Here is a 19189-nt window from a genome sequence, read left to right as displayed (position 1 = left end):
TGGCGCGGCCGCCTTCCGGCCTTTCTAGAATGGTTCTCGTGACGCTTCCGGCCGCAGTTCCCACCCGCCACCCGATGGACCCGGATCCGGCGCCCTCGTCGAAGGCGCGGGCGGTCTTCGCGCTGGGTCTGGTGGGCTTTCTGACCGGCGCGTTCATCGGCGGTGTGATTCCCGCCACCGTCGCCCTGCTGCTCGCCCGTCAGACGGCCCGGCAGGCGTACGACTCGAAGGGCTATCTGACCGGCTCGGCCTGGATCCGCCGGGGCCGCCGGCTGGCCTGGACGGGCATCGTCCTCGCCCTCACCTCGCTGGTCATCGCGTCCATCGCCGGCCTGTTGCACCTGGCCGGAGCGCCCGGCGGGCCCGACTTCGCACCCGGCACCGACTGAGGCGGGGTGCGGCTCGCCCCGTACGGGTGACATGCTCTTCTCATGACCGTCCCACCCCCGCCACCGGCGCCGTTCCCCGCCGCTGTGCCTCCGCCGCCGCCCTCGGGCCGGTGGCGGCCGGAACGGGTCGATGCCATGCCCGGCACCGAGTTCGGTCTGGTGCAGCTGCGGGTCGAGCCGATCACGTCGGGCCTGGCCATCGGCTCGCTCATGGCCGGCATCGGCTCGGTCCTGGTGTCGTTGCTCGTGGTCTGCTTCGGCCTGGTCGGCGCGTCCGAGGGCTGGGGCGGCTGGGTGGCCGGCGCCTTCACGCTGCTGAGCGTGGCCGCCGGCGGGGGAGCGGTCGCCCTCGGTGTGGTGTCGCGCCGGCAGATCCGCCGCTCGGGCCGGACCGGCCAGGTGCGGTTCACCGGCGCCGGGCTGGGTATGGCAGGAATCGTATGCGGGTCCATCGGCGCGGGAATTGCTCTTCTGTCCCTCGCGTTGACCCTGGTGTTGCAGATTTCGGTGTAAGGGCTACGGGGCTCCCAAGACCTAGTCGGCCACCGCGGCGTTGCCACCGTCAGGCACCCGGTACACTTGTATCGGAGATATCCGTCGCGTGGCTTCAGCGTTCATTTTGACCTGGGTGCTCGCGGTGGGTAGGCTTTCCCCTCGTGCCCGGGCTTGCCCGGGCAACTCGTGCGTGCGCCCGAGTCGGCAGTTGACGACGAGGCGGCGCTACGCCGAGCCGGCGCCCCAGATCAGGGGCGTCGACAAAGACAAGACCCGGTGCGCGTTGACCAACGCGCGGCGGGACCGTGAGCCGGACGACACGCCCGACCGCGGGTGCCGGACAACTCCCCGGGATCGGGGAGGGACCGGTGCACACAGGCTTATTGAAGACGGTGCGGCCGCCTAGGAAGCGGCCGAAGGGAGCGGAGAAACCCGGTGCCCACGATCCAGCAGCTGGTCCGAAAGGGCCGTCAGGCGAAGACGAGCAAGACCAAGACGCCGGCGCTGAAAGGTAGTCCTCAGCGGCGCGGCGTGTGCACGCGCGTGTACACCACCACCCCCAAGAAGCCGAACTCTGCGCTGCGCAAGGTCGCTCGTGTGAAGCTCAGCAGCCAGATCGAGGTGACGGCGTACATCCCGGGTGTCGGCCACAACCTGCAGGAGCACTCGATCGTGCTCGTGCGTGGTGGCCGTGTGAAGGACCTCCCCGGCGTCCGCTACAAGATCGTCCGTGGTTCGCTGGACACCCAGGGTGTCCGCAACCGCAAGCAGGCCCGCAGCCGTTACGGCGCGAAGAAGGAGAAGAGCTGATATGCCGCGTAAAGGCCCCGCTCCGCGCCACCCAGTGGTTGCGGACCCGGTTTACAACTCGCCGCTGGTCACCCAGCTGATCAACAAGATCCTGATCGGCGGCAAGCGGCAGCTCGCTGAGCGCATCGTCTACGGCGCCCTCGAGGGTGCCCGTGAGAAGAGCGGCACCGACCCCGTCGTGACCCTCAAGCGCGCGATGGACAACGTCAAGCCGACCCTCGAGGTCCGCAGCCGCCGCGTCGGTGGCGCGACCTACCAGGTTCCGGTCGAGGTCCGTACCCCGCGCCAGACCACCCTCGGTCTGCGCTGGCTGGTCCAGTACTCCAAGGCCCGCCGCGAGAAGACCATGATCGAGCGCCTCCAGAACGAGCTGCTCGACGCCAGCAACGGCCTCGGCGCTGCTGTCAAGCGCCGTGAGGACACCCACAAGATGGCGGAGTCCAACAAGGCCTTCGCGCACTACCGCTGGTAAGACCCCGCTGCTGTGGGCCCGGCTCCGGCCGGGCCACAGCGCAAGTCGTACCGGTCCACGAGACGACGACGAAGAAAAGTAGGGATTGAAGTGGCCGCCGCAGACGCGCTCGCCAACGTACGCAACATCGGCATCATGGCGCACATCGATGCCGGTAAGACCACGACTACTGAGCGAATCCTGTTCTACACCGGTATCACGTACAAGATCGGTGAGGTTCACGACGGCGGCGCTGTCATGGACTGGATGGAGCAGGAGCAGGAGCGCGGTATCACGATCACTTCCGCCGCCACCAAGTGCGAGTGGAAGGGCCACACGATCCAGATCATCGACACGCCCGGCCACGTCGACTTCACGGTCGAGGTGGAGCGGTCGCTGCGGGTGCTGGACGGTGCGGTTGCGGTCTACGACGGTGTTGCCGGCGTGGAGCCGCAGACCGAGAACGTGTGGCGTCAGGCGGACAAGTACCACGTTCCCCGGATGTGCTTCGTCAACAAGCTCGACCGGACCGGCGCGGACTTCTTCCGCTGCGTTCAGATGATGATCGACCGGCTCAACGCCACCCCGCTGGTGCTGCAGATCCCGATCGGGCTCGAGGCCGACCACATCGGTGTCGTCGACCTGATCGGCATGCGCGCGCTCACCTGGCGTGGGGAGACCCAGAAGGGTGACGACTACGCGATCGAGGAGATCCCGGCCGACCTGGTCGACTCCGCGACCGAGTGGCGCGAGAAGCTGATCGAGACCCTGGCCGACGTCGACGACGCTGTCATGGAGAAGTACCTCGAGGGCGAGGAGCTCTCGCAGGACGAGATCAAGGCCGCCATCCGGCGTGCCACGATCGCCAGCAAGGCCAACCCGGTGCTGTGCGGCTCGGCGTTCAAGAACAAGGGCGTTCAGCCCATGCTCGACGCCGTGATCGACTTCCTGCCGTCGCCGCTGGACATCCCGGCCATCGAGGGCACCGCGACCGACGGCGAGACGCCGCTGCTGCGCAAGCCGTCGAACACCGAGCCCTTCTCCGGCCTGGCCTTCAAGATCCAGACGGACAAGCACCTCGGCAAGCTCACGTACGTCCGGGTCTACTCCGGCACGCTCGAGTCCGGTTCCCAGGTGGTCAACTCCACCAAGGACCGCAAGGAGCGGATCGGCAAGATCTACCAGATGCACGCGAACAAGCGTGAGGAGCGCGCCACCGCGCAGGCCGGCGACATCATCGCCGTCCAGGGTCTGAAGCAGACCACCACCGGTGACACGCTCAGCGACCCGGCCAACCCGGTCATCCTGGAGTCGATGACCTTCCCGGAGCCGGTCATCCAGGTCGCCATCGAGCCGAAGACCAAGTCGGACCAGGAGAAGCTGGGCACCGCGATCCAGCGCCTGGCCGAGGAGGACCCGACCTTCCGCGTCTTCAACGACGAGGAGACCGGCCAGACGATCATCGCCGGCATGGGCGAGCTCCACCTGGACATCCTGGTGGACCGCATGCGCCGCGAGTTCAACGTCGAGGCCAACATCGGTAAGCCGCAGGTGGCGTACCGCGAGACGATCCGCGGCACCGTGGAGAAGCTCACGTACGTCCACAAGAAGCAGACCGGTGGCTCGGGCCAGTACGCGAAGGTCGTCATCAGCGTCGAGCCGTTGTCGCTCGAGGCGGACGGCCCCACGTACGAGTTCGTCAACGCGGTGACCGGTGGTCGCATCCCCAAGGAGTTCATCCCCTCGGTGGACGCGGGCGCGCAGGACTCGCTGCAGTACGGCGTTCTCGCCGGGTACCCGCTGGTCGGCGTGAAGTTCACGCTGGTCGACGGTCAGTACCACGAGGTCGACTCGTCCGAGATGGCGTTCAAGATCGCCGGCTCCATCGCGATGAAGGAGGCGGCCCGCAAGGCCGACCCCGCGCTGCTCGAGCCGATGATGTCCGTCGAGGTCACCACGCCCGAGGACAACATGGGCGACGTGATCGGCGACCTCAACTCCCGCCGTGGCATCATCCAGTCGATGGAGGAGCGCTCCGGCGCCCGCGTCATCAAGGCTCTGGTGCCGCTCTCGGAGATGTTCGGCTACGTCGGCGACCTGCGGTCGAAGACGGCCGGCCGGGCCAGCTACAGCATGCAGTTCGACTCCTACGCCGAGGTTCCGCAGAGCGTCGCGAAGGAGATCATCGCGAAGGCCACCGGCGCCTGATGCGGTGAGGCGCGTGCGGTTCGTCGAGGACCGCACGCGCACGAGCAGTCGACAGAGTCCCCATCGCCTTATCGGGCGTGCCGGGAAAAAGTTATTCCACAGTCCACAGGAGGACACCAGTGGCGAAGGCGAAGTTCGAGCGGACTAAGCCGCACGTCAACATCGGCACCATTGGTCACATCGACCACGGTAAGACGACGCTGACTGCGGCCATCACGAAGGTCCTGCACGACGAATACCCGGACCTGAACCCGTACACCCCGTTCGACGAGATCGACAAGGCGCCTGAAGAGAAGGCCCGTGGTATCACGATCTCGATCGCGCACGTCGAGTACCAGACCGCGACGCGTCACTACGCGCACGTGGACTGCCCCGGCCACGCCGACTACATCAAGAACATGATCACCGGTGCCGCGCAGATGGACGGCGCGATCCTGGTGGTCGCCGCGACCGACGGCCCGATGCCGCAGACCAAGGAGCACGTGCTCCTGGCCCGCCAGGTCGGCGTTCCGTACATCGTCGTCGCCCTGAACAAGAGCGACATGGTGGACGACGAGGAGCTCCTCGAGCTCGTCGAGCTCGAGGTCCGCGAGCTGCTCAGCACCTACGAGTTCCCGGGCGACGACCTTCCGGTCGTGCGCGTCTCGGCGCTCAAGGCGCTCGAGGGCGACAAGGAGTGGACCGGCAAGCTCCTCGAGCTGATGAACGCGGTCGACACCGCGATCCCGCAGCCCGAGCGTGACGTCGAGAAGCCGTTCCTCATGCCGATCGAGGACGTCTTCACGATCACCGGTCGTGGAACGGTCGTCACCGGTCGCGCCGAGCGTGGCATCCTCAAGCCGAACGAGGAGGTCGAGATCGTCGGCATCCGCGAGAAGTCGACGAAGACCGTCTGCACCGGCATCGAGATGTTCCGCAAGCTGCTCGACGAGGCCCGCGCGGGTGAGAACGTCGGTCTGCTGCTCCGCGGCATCAAGCGCGAGGACGTCGAGCGCGGCATGGTCGTCGTGAAGCCGGGCACCACGACTCCGCACACGGAGTTCGAGGGCCAGGTCTACATCCTCTCGAAGGAAGAGGGCGGCCGGCACACCCCGTTCTTCCAGAACTACCGCCCGCAGTTCTACTTCCGCACCACGGACGTCACCGGCGTCGTCACGCTGCCCGAGGGCACCGAGATGGTCATGCCGGGCGACTCCACCAGCATGTCGGTCAAGCTGATCCAGCCGATCGCCATGGAGCAGGGCCTGAAGTTCGCGATCCGTGAGGGTGGCCGCACCGTCGGCGCCGGCACGGTCACGAAGATCAACGTCTGAGCAAGGGTGACCCCGATTAGCATTGCCGGCCTCAATCCGGCATACTAGTCAGGTTGCGTCCGAGCGGGGTGGTCAGCTGCCTTGTGCAGCTGGCCACCCTCGCCGGGTGTCTGGGTGTGTTTGTTGGCCATCCGTAAGACACCTCAAGATCCCCGCGATCTGGAGTGCTGCCGTGCGCAGCTTTCTGAGAGTCAGCGCGACACGCCCGACCGCGGGGGTCGGACAACGCAGGATCAACGGTCCTGCGGGCATGCGAGAGCCACCGCTTTCGCACGTAGCGGCATCGAGAGAAGGAAACAGAAGCCACCATGGCGGGACAGAAGATCCGCATCCGGCTCAAGGCCTATGACCACGAGGTCGTCGACTCCTCGGCGCGCAAGATCGTCGAGACGGTCACGCGTACCGGTGCGTCGGTCGCAGGCCCGGTGCCGCTGCCCACGGAGATCAACCGTTTCTGCGTCATCCGTTCGCCGCACAAGTACAAGGACTCGCGCGAGCACTTCGAGATGCGCACGCACAAGCGGCTGATCGACATCATCGACCCGACCCCGAAGACGGTCGACTCGCTCATGCGCCTCGACCTGCCGGCTGGCGTCGACATCGAGATCAAGCTGTAGGGATCGCGACTGATGGACAGGCAAGTGAAGGGGATCCTGGGCGCCAAGCTCGGCATGACCCAGGTCTGGGACAACAACAAGGTTGTCCCGGTGACCGTGGTGCAGGCCGGCCCTTGCGTCGTGACCCAGGTCCGCACAGATGAGAAGGACGGCTACGCGGCCGTCCAGCTGGCGTACGGCGCGATCGACCCGCGCAAGGTGAACAAGCCCGAGGGCGGTCACTTCGCGAAGGCCGGTGTGTCGCCGCGGCGTCACGTCGTCGAGCTGCGCACCACCGATGCCGGTGAGTACGAGCTCGGCCAGGAGGTCACCGTCGAGGCGTTCGCGGTCGGTTCGCCGATCGACGTCACCGGTAAGACCCGGGGCAAGGGCTACGCCGGTGTCATGAAGCGGCACGGCTTCCACGGCCTCAAGGCCAGCCACGGTGTCGAGCGCAAGCACCGCTCGCCCGGTTCCATCGGCGCCTGCGCGACCCCCGGTCGCGTCTTCAGGGGCACGCGGATGGCCGGTCGAATGGGCAACAAGCGCTTCACCGTGCAGAACCTGGTCGTGCAGGCGGTGGACACCGAGAACAACCTGATCCTGATCAGGGGCGCGGTGCCCGGTCCCAAGGGCGCGCTCATCCTGGTCCGTACAGCGGCTAAGAAGGGCGGTGCCAAGTGAGCTCGGTTGACGTGATCAACATCGAGGGCAACAAGGCCGGCTCGGTCGAGCTGCCGGACGCGATCTTCGACGTGCAGGCGAACATCCCGCTGATGCACCAGGTCGTCGTGGCCCAGCTCGCCGCCGCCCGCCAGGGCACGGCGAAGGCCAAGACGCGCGGCGAGGTCGCCGGTGGCGGCAAGAAGCCGTACAAGCAGAAGGGCACCGGTCGCGCCCGTCAGGGCTCGATCCGCGCGCCGCAGTTCACCGGCGGTGGCGTCGTGCACGGTCCCGTGCCGCGCGACTACAGCCAGCGGACCCCCAAGAAGATGAAGGCGGCCGCGCTGCGTGGCGCCCTCTCCGACCGGGCCCGCGACGGTCGCGTGCACGTGGTCGAGGCGTTCGTCAGCGGCGACAAGCCGTCGACCAAGGCCGCGATCGCCACGCTGCGCAAGGCCACCGAGTCCACCAAGGTCCTGGTCGTGCTGAGCAGCACCGACGAGCTGAACTGGCTGTCGCTGCGCAACGAGGCGACCGTGCACCTGCTCGAGGCGGGCCAGCTCAACACGTACGACGTGCTGGTGGCCGACGAGGTGGTCTTCACCAAGGACGCGCTCGACGAGTTCCTGGGCGCGCCGGCGACCGCCGAGGGGGAGAACAAGTGAGCACCATCGCCGACCCGCGCGACATCATCGTCCGCCCGGTTGTCTCCGAGAAGAGCTACAGCGTTCTCGACCAGAACTGGTACACGTTCCTCGTCCACCCGGACGCGAACAAGACCCAGATCAAGATCGCGATCCAGCAGATCTTCAACGTCCGCGTGCTGTCGGTGAACACCGCGAACCGCGAGGGCAAGCGCAAGCGCACCCGGACCGGCTTCGGTCAGCGCAAGGCGACGAAGCGCGCGATGGTCAAGCTGGCTGACGGTGACCGTATCGAGGCCTTCGGCGGCCCGGTCAGCTAAGGGGTTGTAAAACAATGGCTATCCGTAAGTACAAGCCGACCACGCCGGGCCGTCGCGGCTCCAGCGTCGCCGACTTCGCCGAGCTGACCCGGTCCACGCCGGAGAAGTCGCTCCTGGTCCCGCTGCCCAAGAAGGGTGGACGCAACGTCCACGGCCGCATCACCACGCGGCACCAGGGCGGCGGCCACAAGCGGCAGTACCGGCTCATCGACTTCAAGCGGGTCGACAAGGACGGCGTGCCGGCCAAGGTCGCGCACATCGAGTACGACCCGAACCGCACGTCGCGCATCGCGCTGCTGCACTACGCCGACGGCGAGAAGCGCTACATCCTCGCGCCGAAGGACCTCAAGCAGGGCGACCGGGTCGAATCCGGCCCCGGTGCGGACATCAAGCCGGGGAACAACCTTCCCCTGCGCAACATCCCGGTCGGTACGACGGTCCACGGTGTGGAGCTTCGTCCCGGCGGTGGCGCCAAGCTGGCCCGCTCGGCCGGTGTCGGTATCCAGCTGCTCGGCCGTGAAGGCGCGTACGCCACGTTGCGTATGCCCTCCGGTGAGATCCGCCGGGTCGACATCCGTTGCCGGGCCACGGTCGGCGAGATCGGCAATGCCGAACAGTCGAACATCAACTGGGGCAAAGCCGGCCGTATGCGCTGGAAGGGCAAGCGCCCGACCGTCCGCGGTGTCGCCATGAACCCGATCGACCACCCGCACGGTGGTGGTGAGGGTAAGACCTCCGGTGGTCGCCACCCGGTCAATCCGGCTGGTAAGCCCGAGGGTCGTACCCGCCGCAAGGGCCAGGAGAGCGACAAGCTGATCGTTCGCCGCCGCTACGCCACCCGCAAGCGCGGGTAACGGGAGTTAAAAGATGCCACGCAGCCTGAAGAAGGGCCCGTTCGTCGACGACCACCTGCTCAAGAAGGTGGAAGTCCAGAACGAGAAGAACTCGAAGAACGTCATCAAGACCTGGTCGCGGCGCTCGATGATCATCCCCGACATGCTCGGGCACACGATCGCGGTGCACGACGGTCGCAAGCACGTCCCGGTGTTCATCACCGAGGCCATGGTCGGTCACAAGCTCGGCGAGTTCGCTCTGACCCGCACGTTCAAGGGTCACGAGAAGGACGACCGCAAGAGCCGTCGTCGCTAGTCAGTCCACGGATAAGAAAGGGGTCACAGCGATGCCAACAAAGAACGACGCACCGGCGCTTCCGGGCAGTCGTGCGGTTGCGAAGCACGTCCGCATCTCGCCGAACAAGGCACGCCGTGTGGTCAACCTCGTCCGCGGTCTGCCCGCGAAGGAGGCTCTGACCGTCCTGCAGTTCGCGCCGCAGGCCGCGAGCGAGCAGGTCTACAAGGTGCTGGCGAGCGCGATCGCGAACGCGGAGAACAACGAGCGGCTCGACCCGGACGCGCTCCTCGTGAGCGAGGCGTTCGTCGACGAGGGTCCGACGCTCAAGCGGTTCCGTCCGCGGGCGCAGGGCCGGGCGTACCGGATCCGCAAGCGCACCAGCCACATCACGATCGCCGTCGAGGCGGTCCAGGTCGCCCGGCCGGCCAAGAAGGCCGCCGCGGCGAAGAAGGCGACGCCGGCCAAGAAGGCTGAGCCGGCCGCCGCGCCCCAGACGACGGAGGAGTCCGAGTAATGGGCCAGAAAGTTCACCCCACCGGATTCCGCCTCGGTATCTCCACCGACTGGAAGTCCCGGTGGTTCGCCGACAAGCTCTACAAGGACTACATCGGCGAGGACGTCAAGATCCGCCGCATGATGTCCAAGGGCCTCGAGCGGGCCGGCATCTCCAAGGTGGACATCGAGCGGACCCGTGACCGGGTCCGGGTCGACATCCACACCGCCCGGCCGGGCATTGTCATCGGCCGCAAGGGCGCGGAGGCCGACCGGATCCGCGGCGAGCTCGAGAAGCTCACCGGCAAGCAGGTCCAGCTCAACATCCTCGAGGTGAAGAGCCCGGAGTCGGACGCTCAGCTGGTGGCGCAGGGCGTCGCCGAGCAGCTGTCCTCCCGGGTCAGCTTCCGCCGGGCGATGCGCAAGGCCATGCAGTCGGCCATGAAGAACCCGATCTGCAAGGGCATCCGGGTGCAGGTCTCCGGTCGCCTCGGCGGCGCGGAGATGAGCCGCACGGAGTTCTACCGTGAGGGTCGCGTCCCGCTGCACACGCTGCGTGCCAACATCGAGTACGGCTTCTTCGAGGCCCGTACGACGTTCGGCCGCATCGGTGTGAAGGTCTGGATCTACAAGGGCGACGCCGTGCCGGGTCGCGAGGTTGCCCCCGAGGCGCCCGCCCGCCCGCGCCGTGACCGCGCCGACCGGGCCGAGCGTCCGCGCCGTGGCCGTTCCGGTTCGTCCGGCACGACCGCCGGTGGGACCGAGGCCGGCCGCGCTGCCGCCGCCGCCCAGGCCAAGGGCGACACCCCGACCGGCGACAACGCCAACGACGCGGCGGTCGCCGCGGCGCCGGCGGTCGCCGAGACGCAGCAGGAGGGCTGACACATGCTGATGCCGCGTAAGCCCCCGAAGGGCTTCCGCAAGCCGCACCACCCGGACCGCCACGGCGCGTCCAAGGGCGGCAACCGGGTTGTCTTCGGTGAGTTCGGTATCCAGGCTCTGGAGCCGGCGTACGTGACCAACCGGCAGATCGAGTCGGCCCGTATCGCGATGACCCGTCACATCAAGCGTGGTGGCAAGGTCTGGATCTCGGTCTTCCCCGACAACGCTCTGACCAAGAAGCCGGCCGAGACCCGCATGGGTTCCGGTAAGGGTTCTCCCGAGTGGTGGGTGGCGAACGTCAAGCCGGGACGCATTCTCTTCGAGATGTCGTTCCCGAACGAGACGATCGCGCGCGAGGCGATGCGCCGCGCGATCCACAAGCTCCCGATGAAGTGCCGCATCGTGACACGCGAAGTGGGTGAAAGCTGATGGCAGCGGGCGTTAAGGCTTCTGAGCTGCGCGAACTCTCCGGTGAGGAGCTGGTTTCGCGACTGCGGGAGGCCAAGGCGGAGCTGTTCAACCTTCGCGTGCAGGGCGCGACCGGCCAGCTCGACAATCACCGTCGGCTGCAGGTCGTCCGCAAGGACATCGCGAAGATCTATACGATCATGCGTGAACGTGAGCTCGGGCTCTCGGTTGCGCCGGATGAGGTGACAGCATGAGTGACGAGAGCACGGCCACTGTCCGCGCGAACCGCAAGGTTCGCGAGGGGCTCGTGGTCAGCGACAAGATGGACAAGACCGTCGTCGTCGAGGTCGAGGATCGTGTGAAGCACGCCCTCTACGGCAAGGTTCTGCGGCGCACCCGCAAGCTCAAGGTGCACGACGAGCAGAACGCGTGCGGTGTCGGCGACCGGGTTCTGCTCATGGAGACCCGCCCGCTGTCGGCCACCAAGCGGTGGCGTGTCGTGGAGATCCTCGAAAAGGCCAAGTGAGTGCGCGGGGCCGGTCCCGGCCGGGGGGGGGGGGGGGGGGGGGGGGGGGGGGGGGGGGGGGGGGGGGGGGGGGGGGGGGGGGGGGGGTGGGGGGGGGCGCGGGGGGGTGGGGGGGGGGGGCGGGGGGGGGGGGGGGGGGGGGGGGGGGGGGGGGGGGGGGGCCCCCCCCCCCCCCCCCCCACGACGTTCTAGTCTTCTTCTTCCGCTTCTTCTTCCGCTTCTTCTTCGTCGTCTTCGAAGACCTCGTCGATGACTTCACCGGCGACGTAGCCGGCGGCGAGTCCACCGACCACGCCCATGGCGACGCCGCCCATACCGCTGCCGTGACCGCCGTGGTGCTCGTCGTTGTGGTGGCCGCCATGCGGGTGCCCGTACCCCGACTGCCCGTAGCCGGGGGCGCTGTATCCGCCGGGGTTCTGCCGGTGTTCGACGGCTTCGCGGATCCAGGCGTCGACCTGCTGGGTCCAGTCGATGGTGTCGGCGGAGGCATGGTCGACGGTGTACCGGCCGAAGTTGTCGTGGCCGCCGGTGAACATGCCGCCGCGCTTGTCGAACTCCAGAATCACTTCCACGGTGTACGGGGTGGTCACGAACGTCAGCTCGACCTCGTTGATCGCGTGCGCGTAGTGAGGCGCGGCGAAGTATTCGATCTCGTGGTAGAACGGCAGGGTCTGCGGCATGCCGGCGATCTGCCCGTACTCCAGGTCGGCGCCTTTGAACCGGAAGCCGAGCTGGGCGAAGGCGTCGAGGATGCGCTGCTGCGCCGGCAGCGGATTGACGTGGATCGGGTCGAGGTCGCCCTTGTCGACGGCGCGGGCGATCGACACCTCGGTGCGCACCCCCATGACCATGCCGTGCAGCGGCTGGCCGTACACGGCGGTGATCGGGGTCTCCCACGGCAGTTCCAGCTGGAACGGCACGGTCAAGTGCTGGCCTTCGGCCAGCCGGATCGGGCCGCTGACCGTGACGCGGTGGAACTCGCCGGTGGCCGCCCCTTCGCCGTCGCCGCCTTCGACCTCCATCCGTGTGACCAGGCCCAGCGTGATGTGCTCGATCTCGGCGTCGTGACTGCCGCCGGTCAGGTTGACCTGCCCGGTCACCAGACCGCCGGGGTAGGCATTCGGGTTCGACAGCACCGTGTCGACGCTCGGGCCGCCGACGCCGAGAGCGCCGAGCATCCTTTTGAAGACCACGTCTTTTCTCCTCCATGAGAGCGGGGTGGACCACCATCCGCCGGCCGAGGCCAGAGTGCCCCGGCCGGTCGGACATCTAGCGAGAGGTTGCGGTGCGACCGGCGCGGCGGGCAGCGTCCACGACCGGATCGGTCTCGTCGTCGAACTGGCCGATCACCTGCTCAAGAAGGTCCTCCAGCGTGACCAGGCCGATCACCATGGTCCCGTCAGCGACCAGGGCGAGATGGCTGCGCCGGCTGCGCATCATCGCGATGGCGTCCAGGACACTGGTGTCGGCCGGCAGCGGCAGGGCGGCGGTCATCAGATCCCGTGCCGTAGCGGGCTGATTGCCGCTGGTTGCTTTCGCGGCGTCGCGGACGTGCACGACACCGACGATCGTCCCGGTCTGGTCGGTTACCGGGAGCCGGGACCGGCCGGTCTCGGTGCTGCGCACCTCGACAGCGCGGGCGTCGGCGTCCGCCGGGACGTCGAGGATCCGCGCGGTCGGCACCATCACCTCGCGTACCGACATCGACTGCACCCGCAGCATCGCGGTGAGCAGCTCGTGTTCGGCGTCCTCGATCGTGCCGTGCTCCTTGGAAGTTTTGAGCAGCATCTGCAACTGCTCGGCGTTGTGCACCTGCGCCAGCTCGTCCTGCGGAGTCACCTTGAACAGCCGCAGGCAGGCGTTGGCCAGCCCGTTCAAGGCGACCAGAACGGGGCGAAAAACGGTGGTGAACCCGACGAACGGGATCGCCAGTAGCTGCGCCGAGGTCTCCGGGTGACTGATCGCCCACGACTTGGGCGCCATCTCCCCGACGACCACGTGCAGGAACCCGACCAGGGCGACGGCCAGGATGAACGCGACCACGTACGCCGCACCCGCCGGCAGGCCCACCGCGGTGAATACCGGTTCGAGCAGGTGCGCGACGGCTGGTTTGGCCAGCGCGCCCAGGCCGAGGGTGCACAGCGTGATACCGAGCTGAGCACCGGCGAGCATCATCGACAGCTGCCGAGTGCCCGCCATGGCAGCCCGGGCACCGCGGGAGCCTTCGGCAGCGGCGGTTTCCAGGCGGTGCCGTTTCGCGGCGACCAGGGCGAACTCCGCGGCGACGAAGAACCCGTTGGCCGCAAGCAGCAACACCGATATCAGCAGGGACCAGGTCGTGCTCATGCTGTCACCTGCCCGTCGGCGTGGTCGTGGATGACGGTCAGGGCGACCCGGTCGGGTACGTGCCGGCGTACGGCCAGCACGGTCAGCCTGGCCACGCCCTGCGGCACGGGCTTGCCGTCGGCGTCGACCATCGGCGGTAGCGGCATCTCGATCTGTTCCCGGACGGCGGGAAGGTGACCGAGGCGGGCCAGGATCAGGCCGGAGATCGTGTCGTACATGTCGTCGTCGGGCAGCCGGATGCCGGTCGCTTCGGCGATCTCGTCCACGCGGGCCCGGCCAGGAATCAGCCAGGACTCGTCCTTGGTCTTCTCGATGACCGGTTCGGGCAGGTCGTCCTCGTCGTGGATCTCACCGACGAGCTCCTCGGCCACGTCTTCCAGGGTGATGATGCCGGCGAAGCCGCCGTACTCGTCGACCACGATCGCCATCTGCCGATGCGCCTGCTTGAGCCGGTCCAGGACTTCCGGCAACGGCGCGGACTCGGGCAGGACCACCGGCTCGGTGGCCAGGTCGCGGACCGCGGTGGTGGTCCGGGCGGCCGCCTCCAGGGTGACGACGTCGGCGATGGACACCACGCCGATGACGTCGTCGACGCCGTCTCCGGTCACCGGGAACCGGGAGTGCCCGGTGTCGAGCAGGTCGACAACCCGCGACGCCGGCTCGCCGGCGCCGATGGTGGTGACGTCCACCCGCGGCCTCATCGCCTCGGCGGCGGTCCGGACCCGGAAGTCCAGGCCGTGATCGAGTAGTTGGGCGGCTCGGGCGTCGAGGGTGCCCTCGCTGCTGGCGTTGGCGATGATCCGATCCAGGTCTTCGCTGGTGGCACCCTGCGGGAGCTCTTCGATGGGTTCGATGCCGATGGCGCGTAGCAACCGGTTGGCGGTGGCGTCGAACATGCGGATCATCGGGCCGGCCACGGCCAGATAGATCAGGGTCGAGCGGGACAGGGCGCGGGCGAGGGTCTCCGGTTTGGCGATGGCGAGGTTCTTCGGCGCCAACTCACCGAGCACCATCTGCACCACGGTCGCGAACAACAGCGCGAACACCATCGAAATGGAAGTGCTGGCCGTCTCGGACAGGCCGGTCAACCCGAGCAGATCGGCGGTGCCCCGGCCCAGATAGGGTTCGGCGACATAGCCGGCGAGCAGCGCGGTCACGGTGATCCCGACCTGGGCGCCGGACAGCACGAACGACAGCCGCTGCGTCACCCGCAGGGCGCGTTCGGCGGCCTGGTCGCCGTCGTCGGCCATGGCCCGCAGCTTCTCGCGATCGACGGCGACGTAGGCGAACTCCTGCGCCACGAAGTAACCGGTCGCCGCAGTCAGCAACACGATCGCCAGAATGCCGATGGTGATCAACACCGGGGCTCACCGCCGTCGCGGGATCCGCAGCGTGGGATATGGGACCGGGTCACTCCCGGCCAGGTACTACAGCCTTCGGCCGTACTATTGGACACCTCCGCAAACTAACACGCACGACTGTATGGTCGCTGAAAGTCGATCCGCCGGGAGGTCAACGCGGTGAGCACCCTGCTACGCATCGGCGAACTCGCCACCCAAGCCGGCGTCAGCACCCGCACCGTCGACTACTACACCCAGCTCGGGCTGCTGCAGACCGCCGAACGAACCGGCGGCGGGTTCCGCCTCTACGACCCGGCCGCCGTCGACACCATCGCCACCATCAAACAGCTGGAAGAGCACGGCCTGAGCCTGCAGACGATAGCTACCGCGCTCAACGGCGCCGGTGACACCGATCTCGCCTCGAAGTTGGACCACCTGGCCACTGGACTCCGAGCACTGCAGGAGGCGGCCGAGGCCGCCCCGCACACGCAAGCACTACTCACGTTGATCAGTGGACGCGCCCACGCCCTCATCGATCTGGCCCTGGCGATCATCGATTCACCGCTGGTCTGACGCCCACGGGTGGCGTCACCCGGTCCGCCCCCACGGGTTCTGCGACCGTGGTCGGCGGCTTGCCCGCCCGCCGGCGCCAAGCTTCGGAGCAGCGCCTCCAGCCACGAGTCCTCGGTGGAGTGACCTCTCACCAACCATACAGTCAAACGTGTTACTGTCCGTTTCGTGTCCGATCACGTGGTTGATGGCCCTTGGGCGAAGCCGGACGGGAGCACGCCTTCAGCGGTCAGTCCTGCGACGAAGGCCTCGACAGGCGCCCGCGCCGGGCCTGGCAGCGCCGTGTCCTCCGAATCCGTCGTCCCGCCTCACCCGTACCGGCCAAGGCGGGACGCACCGGCACCCTCACGCCGCCCATCTCGCCCGTCATCCGCAAGCGGATGACGGGCGCCACCAGTTCCTCGGCTGGCAGCGGTCGAGGTCGACAACGGAGCAACTCCCAATGGAAGGAAAAGCTATGACGGTCAGCGCCAACCTCGACAAGCTTCTCGACAAGAAGTTCGAGGACCTGGACCTGCATGCCCTGCCGGACGCGCCGGTCGACGCTCTCGCCGGCGTGAGCAAGGCCGACGCCGACGCTCTGGACAAGGCATTCGGGATCAAGACCATCGGCGACCTGGGCCGAAGCCCGCAGATCCGTGCCGCGGTGGCGATCGCGTCGCTGGCCGACGCCAGCAAGTAACGTCAGGACGGTCGGTGCCGAGGCGCGTTCGCGTTGCCGTCGGCGCCGGCCGTTCGCACGCCATCACGAAGGCCCGTCGCCGTGCCGTCGAGGAGCACCGTGTTGAGCACGATCATCCGGACCAGCCCCGTCAGCTCGTCCGGATCATCGTCGGGCACCAGAGCGCTGAACCCGGCATGCGGTCCGGCACCGGTCATGGTGATCATCTGCCGATACCGGTCGGCGTACCCCCATCGGTGATAGAGGCTCGAGCGGACGAATGAACTCGCGACAGCGATGGGGCTTCGAGCGAGCACGACCACCGGGGCTGGGGCCGAGGCGTCTACCGCGCGGGATTGTCCAACGCCCCCGGCGGTAGCTCCGGTGTCGGCCAGCCATCGGGCACCCGCCAGCCAGTCCAGTCCTCGACAAGTGGCCTCATGCCTGCTTCGGTGAAGGCAAGGGCGCGGTGCGTAGCCGCTTGCACACGTTCGTGTTCGGCGTCTGAAATAAGGCCTCGGCGGCGGATCTCGTCGTACTCCTCGAGGTCTTTGAAGTGCCATGCCCCGGTGGCATCGGTGACGAGATCCAGCAGCAGGTCGAAGGTGTCGATGCCGATCGAGGTGCGGCGTACTGGCCGCTCGAAGTTGATTTTCCAGTGCTCCGGGCTGCCGTCGACGGGCCGGTAGAGCTGGAGGTTGAAGTCCGGGTCGAGCCCGACCCAGGTCAGGACGATCGTGTCCTGCCAGACCCACCGGCCGATTTCCCATTGGCCGCGGGTGAGGTCGGCGACCGCCTGCTGGCGTGCCTGTTCGTTGCCGGTGGTGAACCATCTGATCCAGTTGGCCGGTGTGTATCCGACGGTGCCGGGCCAGGTCGCCAGCACCAGCGTGGTCCCGTCATCGTGCAGGACGCGGTGCGGCGCCGCGGTCCATACCCGGCCGTTGAGCAGGTCCCGTCGCACGACCGTGGCGCCGGAGGCGAATGGTGGCAAGGTCATCTCGGAAGTCCCCGTTCTGCAGAGATCTGTCGGTGAAGGGTTGATGCCGTCCCGCTCTGGGTCCTAGCTGTTGCGGATGCGTTCCGAGTCGGTCAGTGCTGGTCCGGTGAGTTTTCGATGGCGGGTCCGAGGGTGCCGGCGAGATGCCGCTCGATGAGGTCGAGGAGCCGGTGCACAGCGCGTACTCCCTCGGTGGAGTCCATGTAGGTGACGGTGTCGATGCGCTGGTCGAGGACGGTGCGCAGGGCGGTGACTTCGCAGCTATCGGTGGGAATGGCGAGCTGGTCGCAGATCCCGGCCAGTTTCGGCTGGTTGCCGCGGACCAGATGCTTGCCGGCCAGCTGGACGAGCATCAGTACGGTGCCGGGGGCGTCAGGGTCTGAGCCGCGGCGGTCGTCACTGCGATGTTGGTCCATCAGCGGGATGAAGCCCAGCGTCGAGCGGGGCAGCACGTCGCGTTCGTACACCACAGTGGCACCGGCGGACACGGTGGCGGTCGCAGCCGGCCACACGAACACGTCGACCAGCACGGGGAGGCCGGCCAGATCGATCCCGACGGCAAGGTACGCGCCGTCCTTCGGCGCGTTTCTCGGTTTCGGGCGTCGGTAGAGGATGTGGCCGCTGATCCCGAGACCGGCGACCGGGTCGGTGAATACTGTCGTGGGGGCGGTGTGGTCGACCGCGACGACCAGGTCCACGTCGCTGTAGGCGTCGGCCTCGCCCCGGCCGAGTGATCCGACCAGCCAGATTCCGCCCACCCAGGTGTGGCGGGCCAGGGTTCTGATCGTTTCGTCGAGCCAGGCTGCACGGGCCGTCGTCAAGTGTTTCAGCTCGTGCGGTTCGGGTCTGGAGCCGCCGCTGGCCGGGGTGGTGCGTTCGTTCATCCTGGGCCGCCGATCGTCGTGGTGGGACCGTGTGTTCCGGGTCGGTGAATTGCATGGTGCGGTGCAGAGCCGCCGAACTGGCGGGACAGCGCCGATGACGAAAGACCTGGTTGCCACTGGTGTCGATCATCTGATTCGCTTCGCGCAGACCTCCGCATATTCAGGGCTCACTCGAACAGGGTCGGTGGCGGATCTGTGGCCGCTTCGGCTGCTGGCGTTGGTCGTGCGATAGGAGTTCCGGCGACGGCGGTCACCTGCTGCAGTGTGGAATCTGAGATGAACCGGTGGCGGATCAGTGCGGGGAGCAGCATGGCTGTTGCGGTGGTGTCCCACAGTGCGCGGCGGGGACGGCTGCCAGGTGCGGCCGCGGTGACGGCTGCGGTCAGGTTGAGGTGGGCCAGCAGGTTGGTCAGGCCGAGTCTGCTGGGGAGGTTGGCGGCTTTCGCGAGGCGCATTGTGTCGAGGAGCCCGGCGATGGACAGGTCGGGTAAGTGCCGGTGTAACAGTCGCCAGTCGACGCTGATGTTGTGGCCGACGAGCCAGGCGCCGGTGAGCCGGGCGTGCAGGGCGGGTCGGATGCCGTCGAGGGTCGGCTGGCCGCTAAGGGCGGTGCCAGCCAAGCCGGGGGAGATCCATGGCCGGGCGGGGATGGCCCGGCCGGGGTCGATGCCGGTGGTGTAGGCGGTGGCCATGTCCGGGTGGCCGTGCAGGAGCCGGACGGCCGCGATCTCGAGGATCGGTCGGTACGCACGAGCGTGTCGCCGCGCATGGCGGGGTGGTCGAACCCGAGCCGCGCGGCCGGGCTGAACAACGCCACCTCGGGCGCCGATGTCGCGCCGAGAACCGGCAGCGCTTCGGCGAGTAGGGCCAGGTGTGTGCTGTGTGGGAAGAGGTCGGGGTGGCGGCCGGCGCAGTGTTCGAAACCCACGACCAGCCAACCGGCCTGTTCGAAGTACCACTCGACGGCCGCCGAGCAAGGTCCGCGGACTGCCTGGCTGACCTGCAGCTCGAAGCGCGGCGAGCGGATCCCGGCCTCGGTGCGGGCTGCTTTGGCGAACAC

The 19189-nt window shown here is 67.8% G+C and carries 26 protein-coding genes; 19 read left to right on the top strand and 7 right to left on the bottom strand.

Annotated elements, in window-relative coordinates:
- Nucleotides 1-29: 29 nt before the first annotated feature.
- The 17 genes from LXN57_RS30440 to rpsQ all read left to right on the top strand — a co-directional run bounded on the left by LXN57_RS30440 (nt 30) and on the right by rpsQ (nt 11328).
- The gene (locus LXN57_RS30440; protein ID WP_221376865.1) at nt 30-389 is read left to right on the top strand and encodes a hypothetical protein; all 360 of its coding nucleotides are present in this window, start codon (nt 30-32) and stop codon (nt 387-389) included.
- Nucleotides 390-431: 42 nt separating this feature from the next.
- Nucleotides 432-902, top strand: a complete 471-nt coding sequence (locus LXN57_RS30435) for a hypothetical protein (RefSeq protein ID WP_251801623.1) — start codon at nt 432-434, stop codon at nt 900-902.
- A gap of 417 nt (nt 903-1319) precedes the next feature.
- Nucleotides 1320-1694 carry a 30S ribosomal protein S12 gene (gene rpsL, locus LXN57_RS30430; RefSeq protein ID WP_014440718.1) on the top strand — a complete coding sequence of 125 codons (375 nt, stop codon included), beginning with the start codon at nt 1320-1322 and terminating at the stop codon, nt 1692-1694.
- A 1-nt stretch (nt 1695) separates the two neighbouring features.
- Nucleotides 1696-2166: a 30S ribosomal protein S7 gene (gene rpsG / locus LXN57_RS30425; RefSeq protein WP_127499794.1), complete on the top strand. Its 471-nt coding sequence runs from the start codon at nt 1696-1698 to the stop codon at nt 2164-2166.
- A 90-nt stretch (nt 2167-2256) separates the two neighbouring features.
- Complete coding sequence (gene fusA / locus LXN57_RS30420; RefSeq protein WP_221376863.1) at nt 2257-4353, top strand: elongation factor G; 2097 nt, start codon at nt 2257-2259, stop codon at nt 4351-4353.
- 119 nt (nt 4354-4472) lie between these two features.
- Nucleotides 4473-5666: an elongation factor Tu gene (gene tuf, locus LXN57_RS30415; RefSeq protein WP_221376862.1), complete on the top strand. Its 1194-nt coding sequence runs from the start codon at nt 4473-4475 to the stop codon at nt 5664-5666.
- Nucleotides 5667-5974: 308 nt separating this feature from the next.
- Complete coding sequence (gene rpsJ / locus LXN57_RS30410) at nt 5975-6283, top strand: 30S ribosomal protein S10 (RefSeq protein WP_097322778.1); 309 nt, start codon at nt 5975-5977, stop codon at nt 6281-6283.
- Nucleotides 6284-6295: 12 nt separating this feature from the next.
- Nucleotides 6296-6946 (top strand): 50S ribosomal protein L3, encoded by a 651-nt coding sequence (rplC, locus tag LXN57_RS30405; RefSeq protein WP_221376861.1) that lies wholly within the window; start codon nt 6296-6298, stop codon nt 6944-6946.
- On the top strand, nt 6943-7590 hold the full coding sequence (gene rplD / locus LXN57_RS30400; protein WP_221376860.1) for a 50S ribosomal protein L4: 648 nt from the start codon (nt 6943-6945) through the stop codon (nt 7588-7590). The genes rplC and rplD overlap by 4 nt, the downstream gene beginning before the upstream one ends.
- Entirely contained in the window at nt 7587-7889 is a 303-nt protein-coding gene (gene rplW / locus LXN57_RS30395; protein ID WP_221376859.1) for a 50S ribosomal protein L23, read from the top strand. The genes rplD and rplW overlap by 4 nt, the downstream gene beginning before the upstream one ends.
- A gap of 14 nt (nt 7890-7903) precedes the next feature.
- Nucleotides 7904-8743, top strand: coding sequence for a 50S ribosomal protein L2 (gene rplB, locus LXN57_RS30390; RefSeq protein ID WP_097322774.1), 840 nt, complete (start codon nt 7904-7906; stop codon nt 8741-8743).
- A 13-nt stretch (nt 8744-8756) separates the two neighbouring features.
- Nucleotides 8757-9038, top strand: a complete 282-nt coding sequence (gene rpsS / locus LXN57_RS30385; protein WP_097322773.1) for a 30S ribosomal protein S19 — start codon at nt 8757-8759, stop codon at nt 9036-9038.
- A 31-nt stretch (nt 9039-9069) separates the two neighbouring features.
- A complete protein-coding gene (rplV, locus tag LXN57_RS30380) occupies nt 9070-9534 on the top strand; it encodes a 50S ribosomal protein L22 (RefSeq protein ID WP_221376858.1) in 465 nt (154 codons plus the stop codon).
- On the top strand, nt 9534-10394 hold the full coding sequence (gene rpsC, locus LXN57_RS30375; RefSeq protein ID WP_221376857.1) for a 30S ribosomal protein S3: 861 nt from the start codon (nt 9534-9536) through the stop codon (nt 10392-10394). Before rplV ends, rpsC begins: the two co-directional genes overlap by 1 nt.
- Nucleotides 10395-10397: 3 nt before the next feature.
- Complete coding sequence (rplP, locus tag LXN57_RS30370; protein ID WP_097322770.1) at nt 10398-10823, top strand: 50S ribosomal protein L16; 426 nt, start codon at nt 10398-10400, stop codon at nt 10821-10823.
- Nucleotides 10823-11056, top strand: a complete 234-nt coding sequence (gene rpmC, locus LXN57_RS30365) for a 50S ribosomal protein L29 (protein ID WP_133873221.1) — start codon at nt 10823-10825, stop codon at nt 11054-11056. Before rplP ends, rpmC begins: the two co-directional genes overlap by 1 nt.
- Complete coding sequence (gene rpsQ, locus LXN57_RS30360) at nt 11053-11328, top strand: 30S ribosomal protein S17 (protein WP_133873220.1); 276 nt, start codon at nt 11053-11055, stop codon at nt 11326-11328. The genes rpmC and rpsQ overlap by 4 nt, the downstream gene beginning before the upstream one ends.
- A gap of 188 nt (nt 11329-11516) precedes the next feature.
- Here rpsQ and LXN57_RS30355 read toward each other — a convergent pair whose 3' ends face one another.
- The 3 genes from LXN57_RS30355 to LXN57_RS30345 all read right to left on the bottom strand — a co-directional run bounded on the left by LXN57_RS30355 (nt 11517) and on the right by LXN57_RS30345 (nt 15035).
- Entirely contained in the window at nt 11517-12521 is a 1005-nt protein-coding gene (locus LXN57_RS30355) for a sporulation protein (RefSeq protein WP_251801622.1), read from the bottom strand.
- Nucleotides 12522-12597: 76 nt separating this feature from the next.
- Nucleotides 12598-13674: a hemolysin family protein gene (locus LXN57_RS30350; RefSeq protein WP_251801621.1), complete on the bottom strand. Its 1077-nt coding sequence runs from the start codon at nt 13672-13674 to the stop codon at nt 12598-12600.
- On the bottom strand, nt 13671-15035 hold the full coding sequence (locus tag LXN57_RS30345) for a hemolysin family protein (protein WP_251801620.1): 1365 nt from the start codon (nt 15033-15035) through the stop codon (nt 13671-13673). The genes LXN57_RS30350 and LXN57_RS30345 overlap by 4 nt, the downstream gene beginning before the upstream one ends.
- 159 nt (nt 15036-15194) lie before the next feature.
- Between LXN57_RS30345 and LXN57_RS30340 the strand changes: the two genes are divergently transcribed.
- Together LXN57_RS30340 and LXN57_RS30335 are read left to right on the top strand one after the other, a co-directional pair.
- Nucleotides 15195-15587 carry a helix-turn-helix domain-containing protein gene (locus LXN57_RS30340; protein WP_251801619.1) on the top strand — a complete coding sequence of 131 codons (393 nt, stop codon included), beginning with the start codon at nt 15195-15197 and terminating at the stop codon, nt 15585-15587.
- Nucleotides 15588-16041: 454 nt separating this feature from the next.
- Nucleotides 16042-16266, top strand: a complete 225-nt coding sequence (locus LXN57_RS30335) for a hypothetical protein (protein ID WP_251801618.1) — start codon at nt 16042-16044, stop codon at nt 16264-16266.
- A gap of 2 nt (nt 16267-16268) precedes the next feature.
- Here LXN57_RS30335 and LXN57_RS30330 read toward each other — a convergent pair whose 3' ends face one another.
- The 4 genes from LXN57_RS30330 to LXN57_RS30315 form a co-directional block, all read right to left on the bottom strand.
- A complete protein-coding gene (locus LXN57_RS30330; protein ID WP_251801617.1) occupies nt 16269-16463 on the bottom strand; it encodes a hypothetical protein in 195 nt (64 codons plus the stop codon).
- A 125-nt stretch (nt 16464-16588) separates the two neighbouring features.
- Complete coding sequence (locus LXN57_RS30325) at nt 16589-17245, bottom strand: ribonuclease FAU-1 family protein (RefSeq protein ID WP_251801616.1); 657 nt, start codon at nt 17243-17245, stop codon at nt 16589-16591.
- 92 nt (nt 17246-17337) lie between these two features.
- Complete coding sequence (locus tag LXN57_RS30320; protein ID WP_251801615.1) at nt 17338-18066, bottom strand: nucleotidyltransferase domain-containing protein; 729 nt, start codon at nt 18064-18066, stop codon at nt 17338-17340.
- 230 nt (nt 18067-18296) lie between these two features.
- Nucleotides 18297-18821 (bottom strand): 3'-5' exonuclease, encoded by a 525-nt coding sequence (locus LXN57_RS30315; RefSeq protein WP_251801614.1) that lies wholly within the window; start codon nt 18819-18821, stop codon nt 18297-18299.
- Nucleotides 18822-19189: the final 368 nt, after the last annotated feature.

This window comes from Paractinoplanes hotanensis, assembly GCF_023717965.1.
In the GTDB taxonomy this organism is placed as follows: domain Bacteria; phylum Actinomycetota; class Actinomycetes; order Mycobacteriales; family Micromonosporaceae; genus Actinoplanes; species Actinoplanes polyasparticus.
The sequence above is the reverse complement of the archived record's forward strand: the minus strand, read 5'-3'. Positions and strand labels throughout refer to the sequence as shown.